The organism is Citrobacter rodentium NBRC 105723 = DSM 16636 (assembly GCF_021278985.1).
Lineage (GTDB): Bacteria > Pseudomonadota > Gammaproteobacteria > Enterobacterales > Enterobacteriaceae > Citrobacter_A > Citrobacter_A rodentium.
The window spans coordinates 22,943-39,262 of the sequence record NZ_CP082834.1; the positions used below are offsets into that span (position 1 = coordinate 22,943).

The window sequence follows — 16,320 nt, forward strand, 5'->3', positions numbered from 1 at the left end:
GGTACTGCAAGTATCACATTTCGCGCCAACGAAATGTGATGATTAGTTACAATCACAGGTATCAGAAATGAAAGTAACCAAATCTATTATAGCTATTTTATTGTGCTTATCTGCTGGTAGTGCATATGCAGATTGTGAGTATCACCTTACGGGTAACAAGGAGACTCTTAACATTTCGGATTGTGTCGATGGTGTAAAAGGCATAGCTAATAGTGCACTGTCAAACTCACAGAATGCACAAAATGTTGCAAATGGTGCTGCTTCTACAGCGCAAAATGCACAGTCTGTTGCGAATACTGCTGCGTCTACTGCGCAAAACGCACAAACAGCCGCGAATAAAGCTCAGACAACAGCAAATGAGGCTAATTCAGCGGCACAGAATGCACAGAACACAGCGAATACGGCGCAAAATACAGCGAACTCTGCTAATACGGTTGCTCAAAATGCTCAATCGACAGCTAACCAGGCAATCAAAGATGCGGCAGAAAAAGCTGAAGCGGCAGAAAAGAACGCAAACAACTATACAGACAATAAAATTACAGATGCTAAAAATGAACTGAATACGAATATTGATAGTGCGAAGAATGACGCGATCAATTCGTCGAACAGTTACACTGACAGCAAAATCAGTGACACGAAGACAGAACTGAACGCCAGTATCGACAAGGCGAAGAACGACGCGATCAGTTCGTCGAACAGCTACACCGACAGCAAAATCAGTGATGCGAAGACGGAACTGAACGCCAATATTGATAAGGCGAAGAATGACGCGATCAGTTCATCCAACAGTTATACTGACAATAAAATCAGTGACACGAAGACGGAGCTGAACGCCAGTATCGACAAGGCAAAGAACGACGCGGTCAGTTCGTCGAATAGTTACACTGACAGCAAAATCAGTGACACGAAGACAGAACTGAACGCCAGTATCGACAAGGCAAAGAACGACGCGGTCAGTTCATCCAACAGTTATACTGACAGTAAAATCAGTGATACGAAAACAGAGTTGAATACCAATATCAACAATGCCAAAAATGAGGCAATCAGCACATCAAACAACTATACGGATAAGAAATATCAACAAGGTATCAGTTATACCAATGAAAAATACGAGCAAAGCATACAGTATGCTCAGAATGCAGCCGATAAAGCTGAACTAAATGCGAATAACTATACAGATAACCGATTCAGTCAGTTAAGCAATCAATCAAATCAGCGGTTCGAACAATTAAACAGTAAAATTGAACGTGCGGAAAAACGTCTTAATGCCGGTATTGCAGGTGTAACAGCAATATCATCAATCCCGTATGTTGCTGAAAATAGTTTCTCATATGGTATTGGCGTTGGTAATTATCAGAATGGAAATGCGATTGCAGCAGGCATTCAATATAAAACGTCATTAAACACAAACGTGCGCCTTAACGTTTCATGGGATTCATCTCATAACACTGTTCTTGGCGCAGGTTTTGCGGGTGGCTGGTAATAAATTATCTATGTGAAAGGAGATAAAAATGAAACCATTAGTTTATGCAATGATTCTGTCACTGACGACCTTTTCTGCTTTTGCAAAACAGAACTCGGCTAACAGTCAGAAAACTGGTGCAAGTAATATGGAAAGACAAAGCTATGAGAATACCGATGCGGGGAAAAAACAAGCTGAATGGATGAAAGGTAAATTGGTTAAATCTGATTGTTCTCCTGCCATGAATCGTATTGGCTGGTCAGAAGGTTGTAAGTAATCCTAATGTCATTCTTGCAGGCTCCAGATTTAATCTGGAGTTTGCAAAGTGCTACTATCAGCCTGTGTCAGACTTTTATTTGCAGGACAATAATTATGAATGTAACTAGATTTGTAACCGCACCATCTGATATTAACAAGGTAAAAGAGACTCATTCTGATGACGAGTTAAACCGTTTACTGGAGGCTGTTAATCAGAATTGCCCGACCAGAATTGTGTTGGGTAGCGTGGAGAAGGGGAAAGAAACGCCACTTATGGCTTCTTGTTTAAGGACTACACCAGAGCGTATTTCAGTTGAAGAAATTGATGAAATAAAATTTATCCAGAATCCTTCCGAACAGAGATAAAGGTAAACGCCGCAGATTCCAGATTTTAATCTGGGATTTGCGGCGTTGAACAACCGAAGGGCGTTAGTTTTATGATGAATAAATTCAGTTGTGTTAATCGTATGCTTCGGCAAGTTTTTGTTTTTAGTTTTATCACGACTCCATCAATAGCTTTATTTGTTGTTTTTATGTTTTTTTTATTTAATAACTCAATTGCTGGTTCATTTTTAAAAGAGGCCAGGGGGCTTATAACCGATACTCCTTCTGATAAGGTTAACGTCTGTCTTTTCGAAAAGGGCGTACCACAGGATATGGAGTTGACAAACTCCACAACTGAACATGTATTAAAAAATAAATGTATAACAACGTTAGTTGATGCTGCTGACTGGCAGGAGTCTGTTGACGGTTCCATTCGATATTTTTATTGGTCGTCAGTTGTTGTTGGCTTTGTGGTCTGGTTTACATTTAATTTTAGTGCACTGGAAGAACTATTTTATCGTAGAAACAGAAAAGGAGATGTTGAATGAGGATTTTGTTAAGCGTGATTTTATTCCTGTTTACTGCTTTTCAGTCTGCAAATGCAGGTGGAATACCTGATGCTTTAGCAGGAATACTTTCTACATTTAACCAGGAAATCCAGGGGAAAGTTATTCGTGTTCTCGATGGCGATACCATTGAAGTATTGCAGGATAAAAAGCCTGTCAGGATTCGCCTGGCAAACATTGATGCACCGGAGAAAAAACAGGCTTTCGGGCGCTGGTCAGCAAATCAGCTTAAAGCTCTGCTCGCAGGACAATCAGTTACCGTCTCTTATACGCAGACAGACCGCTACGGACGCATTATCGGTCGTGTGTTCACGACGAACGGCACGGATGCCAGCCGCTTTATGGTTCAGTCTGGCGCTGCATGGGTATATGAACGTTACAACGCGGATGAGTCATTACCGGCTTTGCAACGGGAAGCGCAGGAACAAAAGCGTGGTTTATGGGCTGATACAAATCCGGTTCCACCGTGGGAATGGCGTATTAGAAATTAAGGGACAAAGAAAATGCACTCTTCTTTTGGTTTGCCATATCCGGCTGGTCACTGGATGTATTCGTTATACGATTTACTCGATAATTCAGTGTTCGTGGTTTGTTTCTTTGCCTTCTGGGTGGCAACGGGTCAATTTTTATTAAGAACTGTACACAGAAAATTTAATATATCTGAAACAGTTGAGATGGTTATCATCGCTTTATTAGGGATACTAATGACTCTGTCTTTTTATCTTTGTGCAATTTTAAAGGCTTCTCTTTAAATCAGAGGATAAAAACAATGATGACAAAACATGATAAAGAACGATTCAATAAAAGAATCGGTGGTGAAGTGCAGATTAGTGCTGATATCCGTGTCAATGACTTAATGACAGAAGGTGCAGCTTACGTCACTGTAACGGAATCATCCCTGTATGAGCGAGTTTGCCTGTATGCCTTGCAACATGGTGAAGATTTACAGGGGATGTTTAAGGATGAAAAATATGAATATATGTCCTGTTTTGTTCGTGATGTAGCGGCATTCAGAAGTAATTTTGAAAGCGAAGAGCCTTTAAAGCCTCTGTTTAACCATGATAAAGGTGATACTGTTGAGTTTGTTATCAGCGTTCCTGAAAAAAGAGTCGAGGATTACGGTGATATAGTCAGAAAAGAGTTCGTAGATATAATTCAGAAGCATGTAATAACCATTAATAATAAGCTCTGGAAGAAATTCGTAAAACAAGCCATGACGGGGACAACTTTATATATTGGTTTTGATATTAATACAGGTGCAATGGTGGACCCTGAAGATGAACGTGACACCATATTAAAATCATCACGTCAGGAGTTTGTCAGAACAACGACTTTCGATTCATTTCAGCCTTATTACTATGTTGAGCGTTTATATTCTGGTGCAAAAGAAATAGGCAATATCAATGGTTTTAATGTCTGGTTCAATGAAAGAGGATTTTATTTTTACTGGAATGAAGAAACGGAATTCTTGATTGAGAGTTGGTTGACGTTCCCTGCATATCCGTATGGCTGGTTTAAATGAATCCGTAGAGACTAAAAAAGATGGTAACGATAATAATAGGTGTGTCGAGAGTTATTGACTATAAAACGGCAGAAATGTCGGTTGATATCCCCCCATTCCCTGAATGGAACAGTGGTCATTATATCGAAATTCCAGGAGAAGGTATTGTATTCACAGGTGAAAAGAGTGATGACGGTAGCCGTTGTTATTCTGGTGTCATCGAATCTCATTACAGCACTGATGACTGGCCGTTTATCCTTTCTGAATACAAAAACTGGCTGAAAGATAAGGAAAGAAAGTTTTCTTATCTGTTTGTCTTACGCAATGGTGAACTGGTTCACCATGAGGTCAACAAATCAGAGCTTCTTTGAGAGGTTTCATATGCAATATGCATTGTTTGATGGATTTGAACGAAAGTTTTTGCTGGATGCTCTTGAATTTGGTGTTCTGAAGGACTGGAAAGAAAATCCGGTAAAAGAACTTCCTGATATTGATGAATCTGCTCACCCCTTCCATGTCTGTTATGGTGGATATTTATTAAATCCTGGTGTTTCAGATTCAGATATTAGCAGAAAAATAAAAGACCAGACAGGATTCTGGCTGGCAGCTATTGATGATACCCGCATGGATTGTCATTCAATAGCTTATTATGATATTCACACACTCCCTGTGATTTCATGTGGACATCAAAAGATAGTTCCTTTTGCAGCGTTAATAAAAGCTGATGAATGCATTATTTCAAAAATTGCTTCATATTCTGGTTTTGCCGTAACAGCCTTTTTGAGAATTAAAGACCAGGATATCGCAACTAATATACTTAACCGTGAGGGAATTTTTGCCTTTAATGGCTGTGAACGCAGATTCAGACATCCAGTAAGTGAAGATAACTGGCAACAGGCAGTATCAGAAGAACGTGCTATCCGTTGTGCAAAAAGATTAATTCAATGTAAAGGATAACAAAATGAGACTTTTTATCGCAGAAAAACCCGCAGTAGCAAATGATATTGTTAAGGCACTTGGTGGCAATTTTACCCGCCATGATGGCTGGTTTGAAAGTGATAACGCCATTGTGACTAACTGTTTTGGTCATATTATCGAATCACAGCCGCCGGAAAACTATAATCCTGAATACAAAGCCTGGAAGGTTGAAACGCTTCCTTTACGTCTTTATCCCGTGAAGTATCAGCCTGTTGAAAGTGCAGCAAAACAGGTTAAAACGATTCTCGAACTTATCAGACGTGGAGACGTGACTGAAATTGTTCACGCTGGCGATCCTGATGATGAGGGACAGCTACTTGTTGATGAAGTCCTGGAATATGCAGGAAACACAAAACCCGTAAAGCGCGTTCTGATTAACGACAACACGCTTCCGGCAGTGAAAAAGGCACTGGCAAATCTTAAAGATAATCGTGATTTCAAAGGGCTTTACCTTAAGGCGCTGGCGCGTTCAGTTGCTGATGCCGTCTATGGCTTCTCCATGACGCGTGCTTACACCATTCCGGCACAGGCCAGAGGATATCAGGGTGTTCTGTCTGTCGGGCGCGTCCAGACTCCCGTTCTTGGCCTGATTGTGAACCGTACCCGTGCTAACCAGAACCATAAATCCAGTTTTTACTACACCATGACCGGAGTCTTTCAGCGTGGTGCTGATGTTATCAGGGCGAACTGGAAGCCAGGGGAATTTGCTCCGCTGACAGACCGTAAATTACTTGATAAAGCGTGGGCAGACGGAACGGCTGCATCCCTTGCCGGAAAACCGGCTACAGTTGAAGCGGCAGCAACTGATGATAAAAAAACGGCTGCGCCGTTGCCGTTTAACCTGGTCAGACTCCAGCAATACATGAACAAAAAGTTCAAAATGACGGCACAAAAAACGCTGGATATTACGCAACAATTACGTGAAAAATATAAAGCGATTACTTATAACCGCTCTGATTGCTCATATCTTTCTGATGAACAATTCAGCGAAGCACCGCAGGTTATCGATGCCCTGAAATCAGTCTTTCCTCAGTCGCTGGATATTGATTCTGCACGTAAAAGCAAAGCGTTTAACAGTGCAAAGGTGACTGCGCATACTGCGATAATCCCGACCGCCAGTGTGCCTGATGTTAACGCACTCAGCACCGACGAGCGCAATGTTTACCTGGCGATCGCACAACACTATCTTGTTCAGTTCATGCCTGAAAAAGCATACCAGGAAGTATCGGTTGCCATTCAGTGTGGTGATGAGTCGTTCTGTGCCCGTGCCAGAAAAACAACTGACAGCGGATTTGAGGCGTTTCTTGGCGCGGAAACCACAGACGAAGGTGAATCAGAAGATAATGATGATTCCGCTTTTGAACTGCTCTGTAAAATTCGCACAGGAGAAACAGTGACGACAAAAGAAGTGGTTGTGAATGAGAAGAAAACAACACCACCGCCATTATTCACCGAAGCCACTTTACTTGCCGCGCTTGTTCGTGTCGCAGATTTTGTCACTGATCCAGTGATTAAAAAATTACTGAAGGATAAAGATCGGGATAAAAAGGATGAACATGGTGGCATTGGTACGCCAGCTACCCGCGCAGCCATTCTGGAAACGCTGAAGAAAAGAAACTATATCACGCTGGAAAAAGGGAAACTTATTCCTACTGATACCGGATATGCGCTTATTGATGCCCTGCCTGGTATAGCAGTTAATCCTGATATGACAGCATTATGGTCTGAAAAGCAGACAGCCATTGAAAATGGCGACCTGACGGTTGAAGAGTTTATTAATGAGCTGTACGGTGAACTGACAGGCATGATTTCTGATGTTGACCTGGGCGAGATGAAGATTGAACCCGCTGCGCCAGCAGGGCAGTTTCAACGCCTGGACTCTCCCTGCCCTTCCTGTGGTAAACATATTGTTATCAGACCAAAAGGTTATTTCTGTACCGGATGTGAATTTAAAATCTGGAGTGAGTTTTCTGGTAAGAAAATCACCCAGGCGCAGGCAGAAAAACTGGTTAAATCAGGGAAAACCGATTTGATTAATGGATTTAAAAAGAAAAACAGTGGAACGTATGATACAGTTCTTGTTCTTGAGGATAAGAAAACAGGGAAGCTGGGTTTTCCGGCAAGGGCTAAGAAGTGAAAACAAAGCAGGAATGGCTTTTTCAGTTAAGAAAATGTACATCAAGAGATACTCTTGAAAAAGTTATTGAGATTAACCGTTACAAGCTGCCTTTATCAGAATCAGAGGCATTTTATTCTGCCGCAGACCATCGCCGCGCAGAACTGGTGATGAATAAACTTTATGATAAGGTTCCTTCCGGCGTCTGGAAGTACGTCCACTAAACAAGAGGATTAATTATGAGCGAACTGACTAAAGAAGATGAATACGGCATTATCAGCCGGACTATGATGAATATTCGTTCATTGCGTGTTTTTGCCCGTGAGATTGATTTTGAGCAGTTGCTCGAAATGCAGGAAAAGCTCAACGTTGTTATTGAAGAACGTCGTGAAGATGCTGAACGTGAAGCGGCTGAACGCCAGGAACTTGAAGCCAAACGTCAGCAGGCCATTGAATACATCATATCTTTAGGTCTTGATCCCGAATCACTCCTTGCTCCTGTAACAGCTGATACAGTGAAAACCAGGCGGAAAGCCAAAGGCGGAGTAAGAAAGGCTAAATACCGCTTTAAGGATGAAAATGGCGAGATCAGAGAATGGTCTGGTAATGGCAAGCGTCCGCTTGCTTTACAGAAGCTGCTTGATGAGGGCCATTTCATGGAAGATTTCCTCATTGACAAACTGCAACCTGGGCAGGTTGAATAAAATAATCGTGATGCCGTCGCAAACAAGTTTGCGACGGCAAATGGAGGGGACAGAACAGCCAGCGGCGCTGGCAAGAAATTTTATCGTTTGATAAAGAGGGAAAATGATGATCAAATCAAAAAAAGTAGTGGTTATTTTTGTTGCTTTGAGTTCATTCTTGCTGGCAGGGTGTGATTCACCAAAAGATGCTAATAAGCAAAACTTTGAAAAAGCTATTAATACTCGACTAGAGAAGGAATGCATTACCATTAGTCCGCTGGGAATATTTGATAGTAAGCCTTATCCGGTTCAGGTAGCTGTGGCTCAGGCTAATCGATATACATCTCAGGAACGGGCAGATGAAATAAATTCTCGACAGTTTTCTGCGCTGGATGTACTGGTTAAAGCCGATTTATTAACAGTAAAAGATACCCTGGTTGATGACGTTATTGGTTTTACTAAGACGGGTAAAAAAGTGCCTGGTCGTGAATATGCTCTGACGGATGAGGGGAAAAAATATCTGAAGTCTCCGGAACGACCTGATTTTTGCGTCGGTCATTATAAGGTGGATGAGATAGTTGATTTTACCGAACCTGGTGATGCTATGGGAATGAAGATCACGCAGGTGAATTACACATTCAGTCCCACCAGTATCGCTGAATGGGCGAAACGCGATGATGTTCGGGCTGCATTTTTAGGACTTGAGTCTGATTTGAAAGAGAAACAAACAAAACGTATTACACTGGTTTTGAAAAATGATGGATGGTCTGCTGAACGGTAGGCTGTAATGGTGTTGCTACGTGAAAAATACCCCTCGTATATCCCCTGCTTTTTCACGGATTTCACGTAGCGCACCGCCGTTAATGACTCTATCAAAAATACTCACCGATATTTTTCGCACTGCAAACAACCTAACTCACTGTAAAACAACAAATCAGCTTTGCGCCGGTGACGCATCGATCGCGCTGGCCAGCGCGATCCTCAGCTGCGATCGCTACAGTATTTTTGAACAAGATTACCCTCGCTCCGGTTTAATTCGCCAGGCAGTTAGACATACAGGTCATTCTGTCCAGCATAGTGAAAATCAGAACTGAGCTATCACGACTCTAGTCTTTCCTTCGGTATCTTTCCCCTCAAGATCGTCTATCACACCTTTAGGGTTAGTCACCCAACCTTCAGGGTCATATACAAAGCATACTAGCGTCTCACAGTCCGGATGTGCACGGTAACGGGCCATATCAATGAGCAGTTCCTCTCCAATTTTATTTGCCCCTAGAGAGCGGCGAGTTTTCTTCACTTCAATGACAATCTTCTCTTTCTTCAGAAGAAAATCCTGTCTGGATGATGAACCTGCGAAGCTAGGTGAATTTTCTTCAGGTCTGACATCATTAAAATGCAGCAGCAGAAGAGCATGAACAAGATCCTGTACATCATACTCGTCATTAATTTCAAGCGGCGTTCTGTCATTGTATCGTTGCTTTAATTGACGACAAAAAGCTGGAAATTTATTGAGTATATTTATAATCAAATCCAGTTCGGCATGTTTTGTTGCTATAGTCGATGCCGTGCCGGAGTAAGTTAAATCGTCTCTGGCTGCATCAAAAATAGGTTTGTAATGTCTAACCAATCCCTGATAATTACTAGACCAAGCAATCCTTTGTGTATCATTAAAATCTTTGTAGTAATCAGATTCCTTTCCATAACTGTCTTCAAGTAACTTTTTTGCTCTTGCAATCCAGTTATTACCTTTAGCCGAATCAATATATTCCTGGCTTCTGTGACTAAATGCACTTGTTCCCATATATTTTGTCGACATGACAGAATTGTACTCTTGTTCAAGCACTTCAAATCTTTCAGCTAAGGTCTTCTTCGTCATAGCGCAATCCAAATTATATGCTAATAATACCTGTGAATTTTAATATTCTACCATATCTGGCTTTCTTCCGTTCACATTGGACATTCAGGTAATTTCGTCCAGTTCTGCTGGCTGTGCTGGAGCTGGCCTAGTATAATTTAACCAGCCATTTCAACAGCGGTGGTGTCTTATGAACGTCAAGAACATGTTTTACGGTGCCATTCTGGTAAGTGCTGTATGGGCGGTTATTTTGCTCTCATGGTTTGAATCCAGCCTTACCTTAAGCGATTACCTCAGGTACGAATCGGTAATCCTGATCCCATGCCTGCTGTGGGTTGCTGTTTATGGGTTAGGTAAACGTTACCTCCAAAGAACATCAAACTAGCCGCGCCAGCGACTTTTTTACACCTTCGTTTAATTCCCTGGCTCACCTGGACAGCCAGGGAATTCTGCCCAGCGCTACTGGCTTGCTGTGCCAAACTTTCCGTTGCAGATTTCCTCATTCACAATGGCCTGAAACATGGAAACAGAATTTCTAGCCTTATCCCTCAGTGCATTAATGAGTTCTGTGTCGTGTATTTTGTTGTAGAAAATGAAAGTAGAAACATCAAACTGGAGTTTAAATGCTGCTTTCCTTATGGCTAAACCTGACGTGATCGTTATCTCATTATGTATGCGAAGATAGGCAAGATAATCATCGTTATTTGCTTCACACTGCTCATATAAATATTTTTGCATGAGAGATTGAGACAAGGCCAGAAATTCCACATATCGTTTGGTTTTTATTTCTTTATCTTTTAATCCCTGTACTGCCGCTTCTTTTTTTAATTCGTGCTTTTGTGTTAGCTTAAGAGTCAGCCACCCCCCTAAAATAGTCAGCAACGACCCCAAACCTATTTTTACGGCATTATCAGCCACATCCACCCACTCAGTCGCCATCTGTTACTCGTTCTTCCTGTGATGATCATGGTTGCCAGTATAATTCCAGCACAGACTGGACATACAGCATTTTCTGTCCAGACCTTATTAGTTACAACATACACTAAATTCATTTCCTTTATCTGGTGCTCTGCTCCGGCATACGCGCCCATATCCTGGGTAATTCAGGATAACTTCCAGATTTCGTCCTGCCCTGCCGTTCATATCCGCCTGGACAAAAATGCATTATCGGAAAAAATGTCCAAAATTTTTTTTGGTGATCGGAATTTTTATTGTCGGACGCACCTCTGCTCTAGGTCATAATTGCTGACACATCCCAAAAAAACAGGTGCGGAGATTTAAAAATTGAGTCACTTACCCGCCAAAATTTTCCAGATTTCACGTAGCGACGCCTGGAATTTAACCATCTCTCCCGATGCAGCCCGTAATATGCGGGATCTGGCGGCACAGATTGGCGCAGGAATGCCAAAATATCTGATAGCACCGGAAGTCTCACTGCTTCTCTCCTACATTGATGATCTGAGCATCCGCATGTACTTTGAGACACTCTGGAATACCGGAGCACGACTGAATGAAGCTCTGGCGCTGAAACCTGCTGATTTTATGCTGACTCCGACGCGCCAGTACCCGCAACCCGTGGTGATCCTGAAAACACTCAAGCAACGTATAAAAGAAGCAGAAAGAAGACCTGGACGCCCGACCACCAGGCATCCACCATTACATCCTGATCCGCGATACAGAAAACCACCAGAGCCTGCTGTAAGGCTGGTTCCTGTTCTGGATGCCGGATACGCATTGCGTATGCGGGAATACCTGGCGACCTGGAAAAAGCGGATCAAACATCAGCCTGTGTGGGACATAACATCGAGACAGACACCGCTGAACTGGATAAACACCGCAGTGGCACGGGCAGAGCGTGACGGCGTAACATTTTCGGTTCCGGTCACTCCTCACACGTTCCGCCACAGCTACGCCATGCACCTGACAATGAGTGGCGTTCCTCCGCGCGTCCTGCAATCCCTGCTGGGACACCGTTATGCAAGAAGCACCGAGATTTACACCCGCGTTTTTTCGCTGGACGTCCTTACAGGAAGTGGCCTGTCCTTTACCTGCGATCCACAGCTTGCAAAACAGCTTCTTGGATACCCTGAGCGCATTAATAATGAGTAATAATACACACTATTAAACTATTGCCAGCACGCAATTGTACGGTTATACTTTCACCACAAAAGATTGTGTATTAATACACACTATTTAGCCGGGAGGATTTTGTGATGGGAAAAATCATTACAGTTGCAGGACACAAAGGCGGCATAGGAAAAAGCACCGTGCTTTGTTCCTTATGTGTATGTGTCATAAAGAAAGGGAAAACAGCCTGTTTCCTGGAAACAGACTCACAGGGAAGTATCAAGGATTTCATCGAGGATCGTAAAACCAACGCCAGACTGTCAGAAATACCGTATTTCGAATGCTACACGGATATTCCGGCTATGGCACAAAAGCTGGCCGCCCGCTTTGATTATGTGTTTGTTGATACACCAGGCATGAAATCTCCGGCGTTCGTTAAAGCTCTGAGTTGTGCTCACATTCTTTTCACATTCATTGAGCCAGGATCAGGCATTGAGATCAACACACTGGGACGGCTGGTTTTCGACATTAAAACAGCACAGGCCGGAGTCAATCCGTCAATGAAAGCATGGATTGTCCTGAATAAGTGCTCAACTAACCCGTCAGACAGTGAAGCGTCAGAACTGCGCCGACAACTCAATGATGATCCAGACTGGCTTCCGGTTCCCCGCCAGCGTATCTATATGCGTACTGCGCATAAAAAAGCCTATAACAACGGTATGGGCGTACATGAATACGATGATAAACGGGGAAACAAAGCCCGTGGCGAGATTGAGTTATTGTTAAAAGAAACGGATATTCTGTAATGTGTATTATTACACACCAAATTTGATAATATACCCATATCCGATGCGATATACGGCGGGGATGGCTTATCTGACCAAGCCTGGCAATTTGCAGTACGTGGATGCCGGAACTTTCCCTGCCATAAATGATGTGTATAGTTACACACCTTATAAAAAGGATACCTTATGGCAAAGATCCCAAAGAAAATAGATCAGGAAATTAAACCACTGGATTTACGCCAGTTTGTAAGTTCTGCTGCACAAAAACCAGCATCGGCATCCGCAGTAACGCGTATAAATCTGACTATGACAGATGATGATCTGGATACAGCGCAGGAGTTCCAGAACAAGTACGGTGCAAGCCGTGCTGAAGTAATCAGAGCAGCACTGGCAGCGTTACGTCTGGTATCAGCAGAAGAACGTCGGAGGCTGTTTGATGATATAAGGAAAAACAGCCCGAAAGCAGGAAGACCAACCGTGAATAAATAGAGTGTTTTATTACACACTATTAAAGGGGATAAAAATATGCTCATAAAGATAATTAAATCTGTATTCAATTTTTACATGCTCTGTGTGCAGCCTGTTATTGGACTGGTTCTTGCGGGTTATGGTGCATGGAAATTTTCAGGTGACAGTATCTCAGCATTACTGGAACCAGCATCGTACTTTGTCATTGGAACTGTTGTTTTGTTTGTATGGTATATAGCATGGCAAAAAGAACGTTCTAAAGAAGAAGAGTTTAAATCAAGTATAAAACCAGAAGATTTTGTGAAGTGACGATACGTAATAATACCAGTTTATAATCAGACATTAGGGCACTCAATCTATGGAACACTGCATCTTTGATTTAGGCATTATAAACTATCATCCTGTCATTACATGGACAGTACCAGTTGCATTTTTCTTTTTAGTATTGCTGGCTGGTATAGTATTCAATATTGGCAGGAAAAGTAATCTAATCGTTTTCATCCTGGCAATGTTGCTCCCAGTAACAACGGTTTTCATTTTTATGTTACTGGGCGGTAAGATCGATATGTGCTGACCAATTAAAAGAGGATTAAACAATGATAAATTCAATCGCGTTTAATCTTATAGCGTTATGTATAATATATATATCATCACTATTTAAAAAAAGTAACTTCAGAATATTTTATATAACTGTATCTACGTGCTCTTTATTATTATCATGTGTACCAAACAAGTACGGTATGATTGGTATAGCAGCATTGGTATTTACAACTATGTTAGGACCATTATTAATTATTTTAGAGGATAACAGACAATAAATTATGACAATGCGTTTGTTAAGCCCGCAAATATGTGGGCTTATTTTTAATTTCTAATATTTTTACTCTTCATCATCCCGCAGGAACTGACAAAAGTCTTCGCTCCCCATCATATCGACAGTATTTTTAAATTCGAAAAAAGAAATTTCTGTCATAGCACACACACGCTGGATAATCAGTTTTTTCTTTTGCTGTCTGACGGTTGCAGTTTCACCAAACTGGATAACAGCAAGGACTGTTTCATCATATGATTTCAGGACAAAATCACAGGTTATATTCTGCACTTCACGGATTAATTCTTTTACAGCTTCCTCGCTACCATGAGGACGAACAAATTCAATGAGTCGTATTTTGGGAAAAACGGAATAATCAGGTATAATATTACGTGAAAGAATGCCTAAAAACTCTGATTCCTTATTTGAGAGTAAGGGTACTTTAGTAAAACAATCAACCTCCCCAATGGCTGTAAAAGCATTGGTTGTCAAAGCTGGATTGTTCTTAATAAAATCAGAGAATACATTTTCAGTTGATGGCAAAACAACAGAAGAATTCTGTTGTTCATCTCGTTTTTTATTACGGTTAAATATCATTTCATATTCCTTTTAAAAGAGCCTGCGGCAGGCACAGGCAAAAACATCGTTTTTGGACAATCATGGATAAAATGTTAACATTTTGACCATGATTGTCTATCCTGCATTGTTCTTTACTGTCTGTAAGATCGGCGCTCATTCTTCCGGCGTTCTCCCGATACCAAAAAGACGGAACGCAAAACGGCTTTCGATCCACCATTCAAAAATCTGCTCTGCGCAACCACAAACAGTTAAGGCGATCCATGCAGCAAGAACAACGTAACCACTGACATCTGCGCCCATATACCAGGCGATAGTTAAACCCATCACTGCGATACCGCCTAAAAACTGCAACAAGAAACGAAATCCCGCAAGAATCCCCAATGGAATAACAACAACCAGATAAAGGAAAGCAGCCAGAAGGTATCTGACAGGTGTCAGCAGATAAAAGAACCTGGATGTTTTCTTTTTGTCAGAATAAACGGCATCATTTGCAACATCTGTTGAATGAGCGCCCAGGTCTCTCCTGATACGTTGAAAATCCACGATGTTATCTTTCATATCATCCTCTCTTTTAAGTGAGTTATAAAAAGAGAAAAAACGGGTAACGTAAACAGCAGCATTCTTTAATCACTAAACCAGAACGACTCTTCGAAATCCCATCCGGTTATTTCATGCCATAACTTAACCTTCTGAAGATCTGGCCTTGATAATTTTAACTTATCATCATATTCCCTTAAAGAGATAAGGTAATTTTTCATAACATCGATACATTTTTTTGCCCAGGCAACCTCCGCAGAGCTTCCTTTAATGACCCTTGGTCTTGATGGCAATCGAGGACGTAACGGTTTAGTTGCTATTTTTTTTCCATCATATGTTTCATTCTCTACAAGATATGTGAACACAACAGACTCGATCTTTCTGCCGGACTTGATACCTTCATAGGTAACACTCAGATTCGTATTTGCATTGATAATATCAACAGCAGGATCAAGCACCCGTTTCTTAAAATCCTTATATACTGGATATTTCCCTGTAAGGCCGGTTCGCTCCTTCATCCATTCAATGGTTATAGGATCTGTCGAGATCACTCCACTATGTTTCTTATTTCGGTTCAGATTCTTATATTTATATAACCACGAATAAAGTCGAAATGAAAATGGTGTATCCAGTTTCACCATATGTTCAAGATTCATTTGTGTAAATTCGCTTTTCAGTTCATAAAGATATTGACTGACCGAATCTGAAAAACGCAAAGTTATGTCACTTTCACTATTCCCAACACCATATCTTATTGAAGAAAACCAGAATCGTTTGACTGCATCGATCCTTTTTTTTGCCTCGTTCCATTCATACGTAACAATTGGCTTTGAGCCTAAAGAACTCGCAGCAGATTTTAACTGTTCATAACAATTTTTCGAATCTAAAGAAAAAGTGTCCCTGTATTCCTTCGCAAACAATGTATATTCATTTGCAGGCTGCGGTTTACGGCTATCAATCTTAGTCAATGCCAGATACAGAAGACGCATTTCAATTAGCGTTATATCGTATGCACCTTCCAGCAATTGATTTCCCTGTGCCAACAAACTTTGAACATCATTACAGTCGCTATTTTTATTATTCTTTAAGACCATACAGATCCCCTTCCTGTGAGTTAAAAATCAAAAGAAGTTTCTCACACCCAAACTAGGGACGCAATTTTTTTTTGTCCCCACATAACTAATAAACCATAAATCTGTCCCCTGTTTGAAGAGTCAAACCTGGCTGAACGGCGCATTTTCACCCTCAGTCAGAGGCAGTCAATACAGCAAACCAGAAGGGAATGCATCATCAAAAACCCATCGAGCCAAACATCTTAAATGTGATCTAA

Annotated in this window: 23 protein-coding genes; 18 read left to right on the forward strand and 5 right to left on the reverse strand. The window is 41.5% G+C overall.

Annotated elements, in window-relative coordinates:
• Nucleotides 1-67 precede the first annotated feature (67 nt).
• From K7R23_RS25665 to K7R23_RS25725, 13 genes are all read left to right on the forward strand, one after another.
• Entirely contained in the window at nt 68-1,483 is a 1,416-nt protein-coding gene (locus K7R23_RS25665) for a YadA-like family protein (protein WP_000869132.1), read from the forward strand.
• Nucleotides 1,484-1,511: 28 nt separating this feature from the next.
• Nucleotides 1,512-1,739: a hypothetical protein gene (locus K7R23_RS25670; protein ID WP_000803716.1), complete on the forward strand. Its 228-nt coding sequence runs from the start codon at nt 1,512-1,514 to the stop codon at nt 1,737-1,739.
• Nucleotides 1,740-1,834: 95 nt separating this feature from the next.
• The gene (locus K7R23_RS25675; RefSeq protein WP_001103395.1) at nt 1,835-2,086 is read left to right on the forward strand and encodes a hypothetical protein; all 252 of its coding nucleotides are present in this window, start codon (nt 1,835-1,837) and stop codon (nt 2,084-2,086) included.
• A gap of 71 nt (nt 2,087-2,157) precedes the next feature.
• Nucleotides 2,158-2,592 carry a hypothetical protein gene (locus K7R23_RS25680; RefSeq protein ID WP_012908957.1) on the forward strand — a complete coding sequence of 145 codons (435 nt, stop codon included), beginning with the start codon at nt 2,158-2,160 and terminating at the stop codon, nt 2,590-2,592.
• A complete protein-coding gene (locus K7R23_RS25685; RefSeq protein WP_001221547.1) occupies nt 2,589-3,101 on the forward strand; it encodes a thermonuclease family protein in 513 nt (170 codons plus the stop codon). The genes K7R23_RS25680 and K7R23_RS25685 overlap by 4 nt, the downstream gene beginning before the upstream one ends.
• A 278-nt stretch (nt 3,102-3,379) precedes the next feature.
• Nucleotides 3,380-4,132: a hypothetical protein gene (locus tag K7R23_RS25690; protein ID WP_000988355.1), complete on the forward strand. Its 753-nt coding sequence runs from the start codon at nt 3,380-3,382 to the stop codon at nt 4,130-4,132.
• 20 nt (nt 4,133-4,152) lie between these two features.
• Nucleotides 4,153-4,482: a hypothetical protein gene (locus K7R23_RS25695; RefSeq protein ID WP_001330833.1), complete on the forward strand. Its 330-nt coding sequence runs from the start codon at nt 4,153-4,155 to the stop codon at nt 4,480-4,482.
• Between the two features lie 10 nt (nt 4,483-4,492).
• A complete protein-coding gene (locus tag K7R23_RS25700; RefSeq protein WP_012908955.1) occupies nt 4,493-5,068 on the forward strand; it encodes a hypothetical protein in 576 nt (191 codons plus the stop codon).
• 4 nt (nt 5,069-5,072) lie between these two features.
• Entirely contained in the window at nt 5,073-7,226 is a 2,154-nt protein-coding gene (locus tag K7R23_RS25705; protein ID WP_012908954.1) for a type IA DNA topoisomerase, read from the forward strand.
• Nucleotides 7,223-7,429, forward strand: coding sequence for a hemolysin expression modulator Hha (gene hha, locus K7R23_RS25710; RefSeq protein ID WP_000850859.1), 207 nt, complete (start codon nt 7,223-7,225; stop codon nt 7,427-7,429). The genes K7R23_RS25705 and hha overlap by 4 nt, the downstream gene beginning before the upstream one ends.
• Before the next feature lie 15 nt (nt 7,430-7,444).
• Nucleotides 7,445-7,909, forward strand: coding sequence for an H-NS family histone-like protein (locus K7R23_RS25715; RefSeq protein WP_001293133.1), 465 nt, complete (start codon nt 7,445-7,447; stop codon nt 7,907-7,909).
• Between the two features lie 103 nt (nt 7,910-8,012).
• A complete protein-coding gene (locus K7R23_RS25720; protein WP_001333378.1) occupies nt 8,013-8,669 on the forward strand; it encodes a hypothetical protein in 657 nt (218 codons plus the stop codon).
• Nucleotides 8,670-8,751: 82 nt separating this feature from the next.
• A complete protein-coding gene (locus K7R23_RS25725; protein WP_000175869.1) occupies nt 8,752-8,982 on the forward strand; it encodes a hypothetical protein in 231 nt (76 codons plus the stop codon).
• Here K7R23_RS25725 and K7R23_RS25730 read toward each other — a convergent pair.
• Both K7R23_RS25730 and K7R23_RS25735 read right to left on the reverse strand, forming a co-directional pair.
• Entirely contained in the window at nt 8,973-9,764 is a 792-nt protein-coding gene (locus K7R23_RS25730; protein WP_000163250.1) for a PD-(D/E)XK nuclease domain-containing protein, read from the reverse strand. The two genes, K7R23_RS25725 and K7R23_RS25730, sit on opposite strands and share 10 nt — an antisense overlap.
• 438 nt (nt 9,765-10,202) lie before the next feature.
• A complete protein-coding gene (locus K7R23_RS25735; protein ID WP_000190053.1) occupies nt 10,203-10,682 on the reverse strand; it encodes a hypothetical protein in 480 nt (159 codons plus the stop codon).
• A 345-nt stretch (nt 10,683-11,027) separates the two neighbouring features.
• Between K7R23_RS25735 and K7R23_RS25740 the strand changes: the two genes are divergently transcribed.
• The 5 genes from K7R23_RS25740 (at nt 11,028) to K7R23_RS25860 (ending at nt 13,637) form a co-directional block, all read left to right on the forward strand.
• On the forward strand, nt 11,028-11,852 hold the full coding sequence (locus K7R23_RS25740) for a tyrosine-type recombinase/integrase (RefSeq protein WP_012908952.1): 825 nt from the start codon (nt 11,028-11,030) through the stop codon (nt 11,850-11,852).
• A gap of 104 nt (nt 11,853-11,956) precedes the next feature.
• Nucleotides 11,957-12,616: a division plane positioning ATPase MipZ gene (locus K7R23_RS25745; protein ID WP_000516230.1), complete on the forward strand. Its 660-nt coding sequence runs from the start codon at nt 11,957-11,959 to the stop codon at nt 12,614-12,616.
• Nucleotides 12,617-12,781: 165 nt separating this feature from the next.
• Nucleotides 12,782-13,084, forward strand: coding sequence for a hypothetical protein (locus K7R23_RS25750; protein ID WP_001062963.1), 303 nt, complete (start codon nt 12,782-12,784; stop codon nt 13,082-13,084).
• A gap of 36 nt (nt 13,085-13,120) precedes the next feature.
• On the forward strand, nt 13,121-13,372 hold the full coding sequence (locus K7R23_RS25755; RefSeq protein WP_000905714.1) for a hypothetical protein: 252 nt from the start codon (nt 13,121-13,123) through the stop codon (nt 13,370-13,372).
• A 49-nt stretch (nt 13,373-13,421) separates the two neighbouring features.
• Entirely contained in the window at nt 13,422-13,637 is a 216-nt protein-coding gene (locus K7R23_RS25860) for a hypothetical protein (RefSeq protein WP_000399460.1), read from the forward strand.
• A 306-nt stretch (nt 13,638-13,943) separates the two neighbouring features.
• Here K7R23_RS25860 and K7R23_RS25760 read toward each other — a convergent pair whose 3' ends face one another.
• The 3 genes from K7R23_RS25760 to K7R23_RS25770 all read right to left on the reverse strand — a co-directional run bounded on the left by K7R23_RS25760 (nt 13,944) and on the right by K7R23_RS25770 (nt 16,084).
• On the reverse strand, nt 13,944-14,471 hold the full coding sequence (locus tag K7R23_RS25760; RefSeq protein ID WP_000577047.1) for a DUF2726 domain-containing protein: 528 nt from the start codon (nt 14,469-14,471) through the stop codon (nt 13,944-13,946).
• Between the two features lie 135 nt (nt 14,472-14,606).
• Nucleotides 14,607-15,011 (reverse strand): hypothetical protein, encoded by a 405-nt coding sequence (locus tag K7R23_RS25765; protein ID WP_000654312.1) that lies wholly within the window; start codon nt 15,009-15,011, stop codon nt 14,607-14,609.
• Nucleotides 15,012-15,076: 65 nt separating this feature from the next.
• On the reverse strand, nt 15,077-16,084 hold the full coding sequence (locus K7R23_RS25770; protein WP_000243325.1) for a replication initiation protein: 1,008 nt from the start codon (nt 16,082-16,084) through the stop codon (nt 15,077-15,079).
• Between the last annotated feature and the right edge of the window lie 236 nt (nt 16,085-16,320).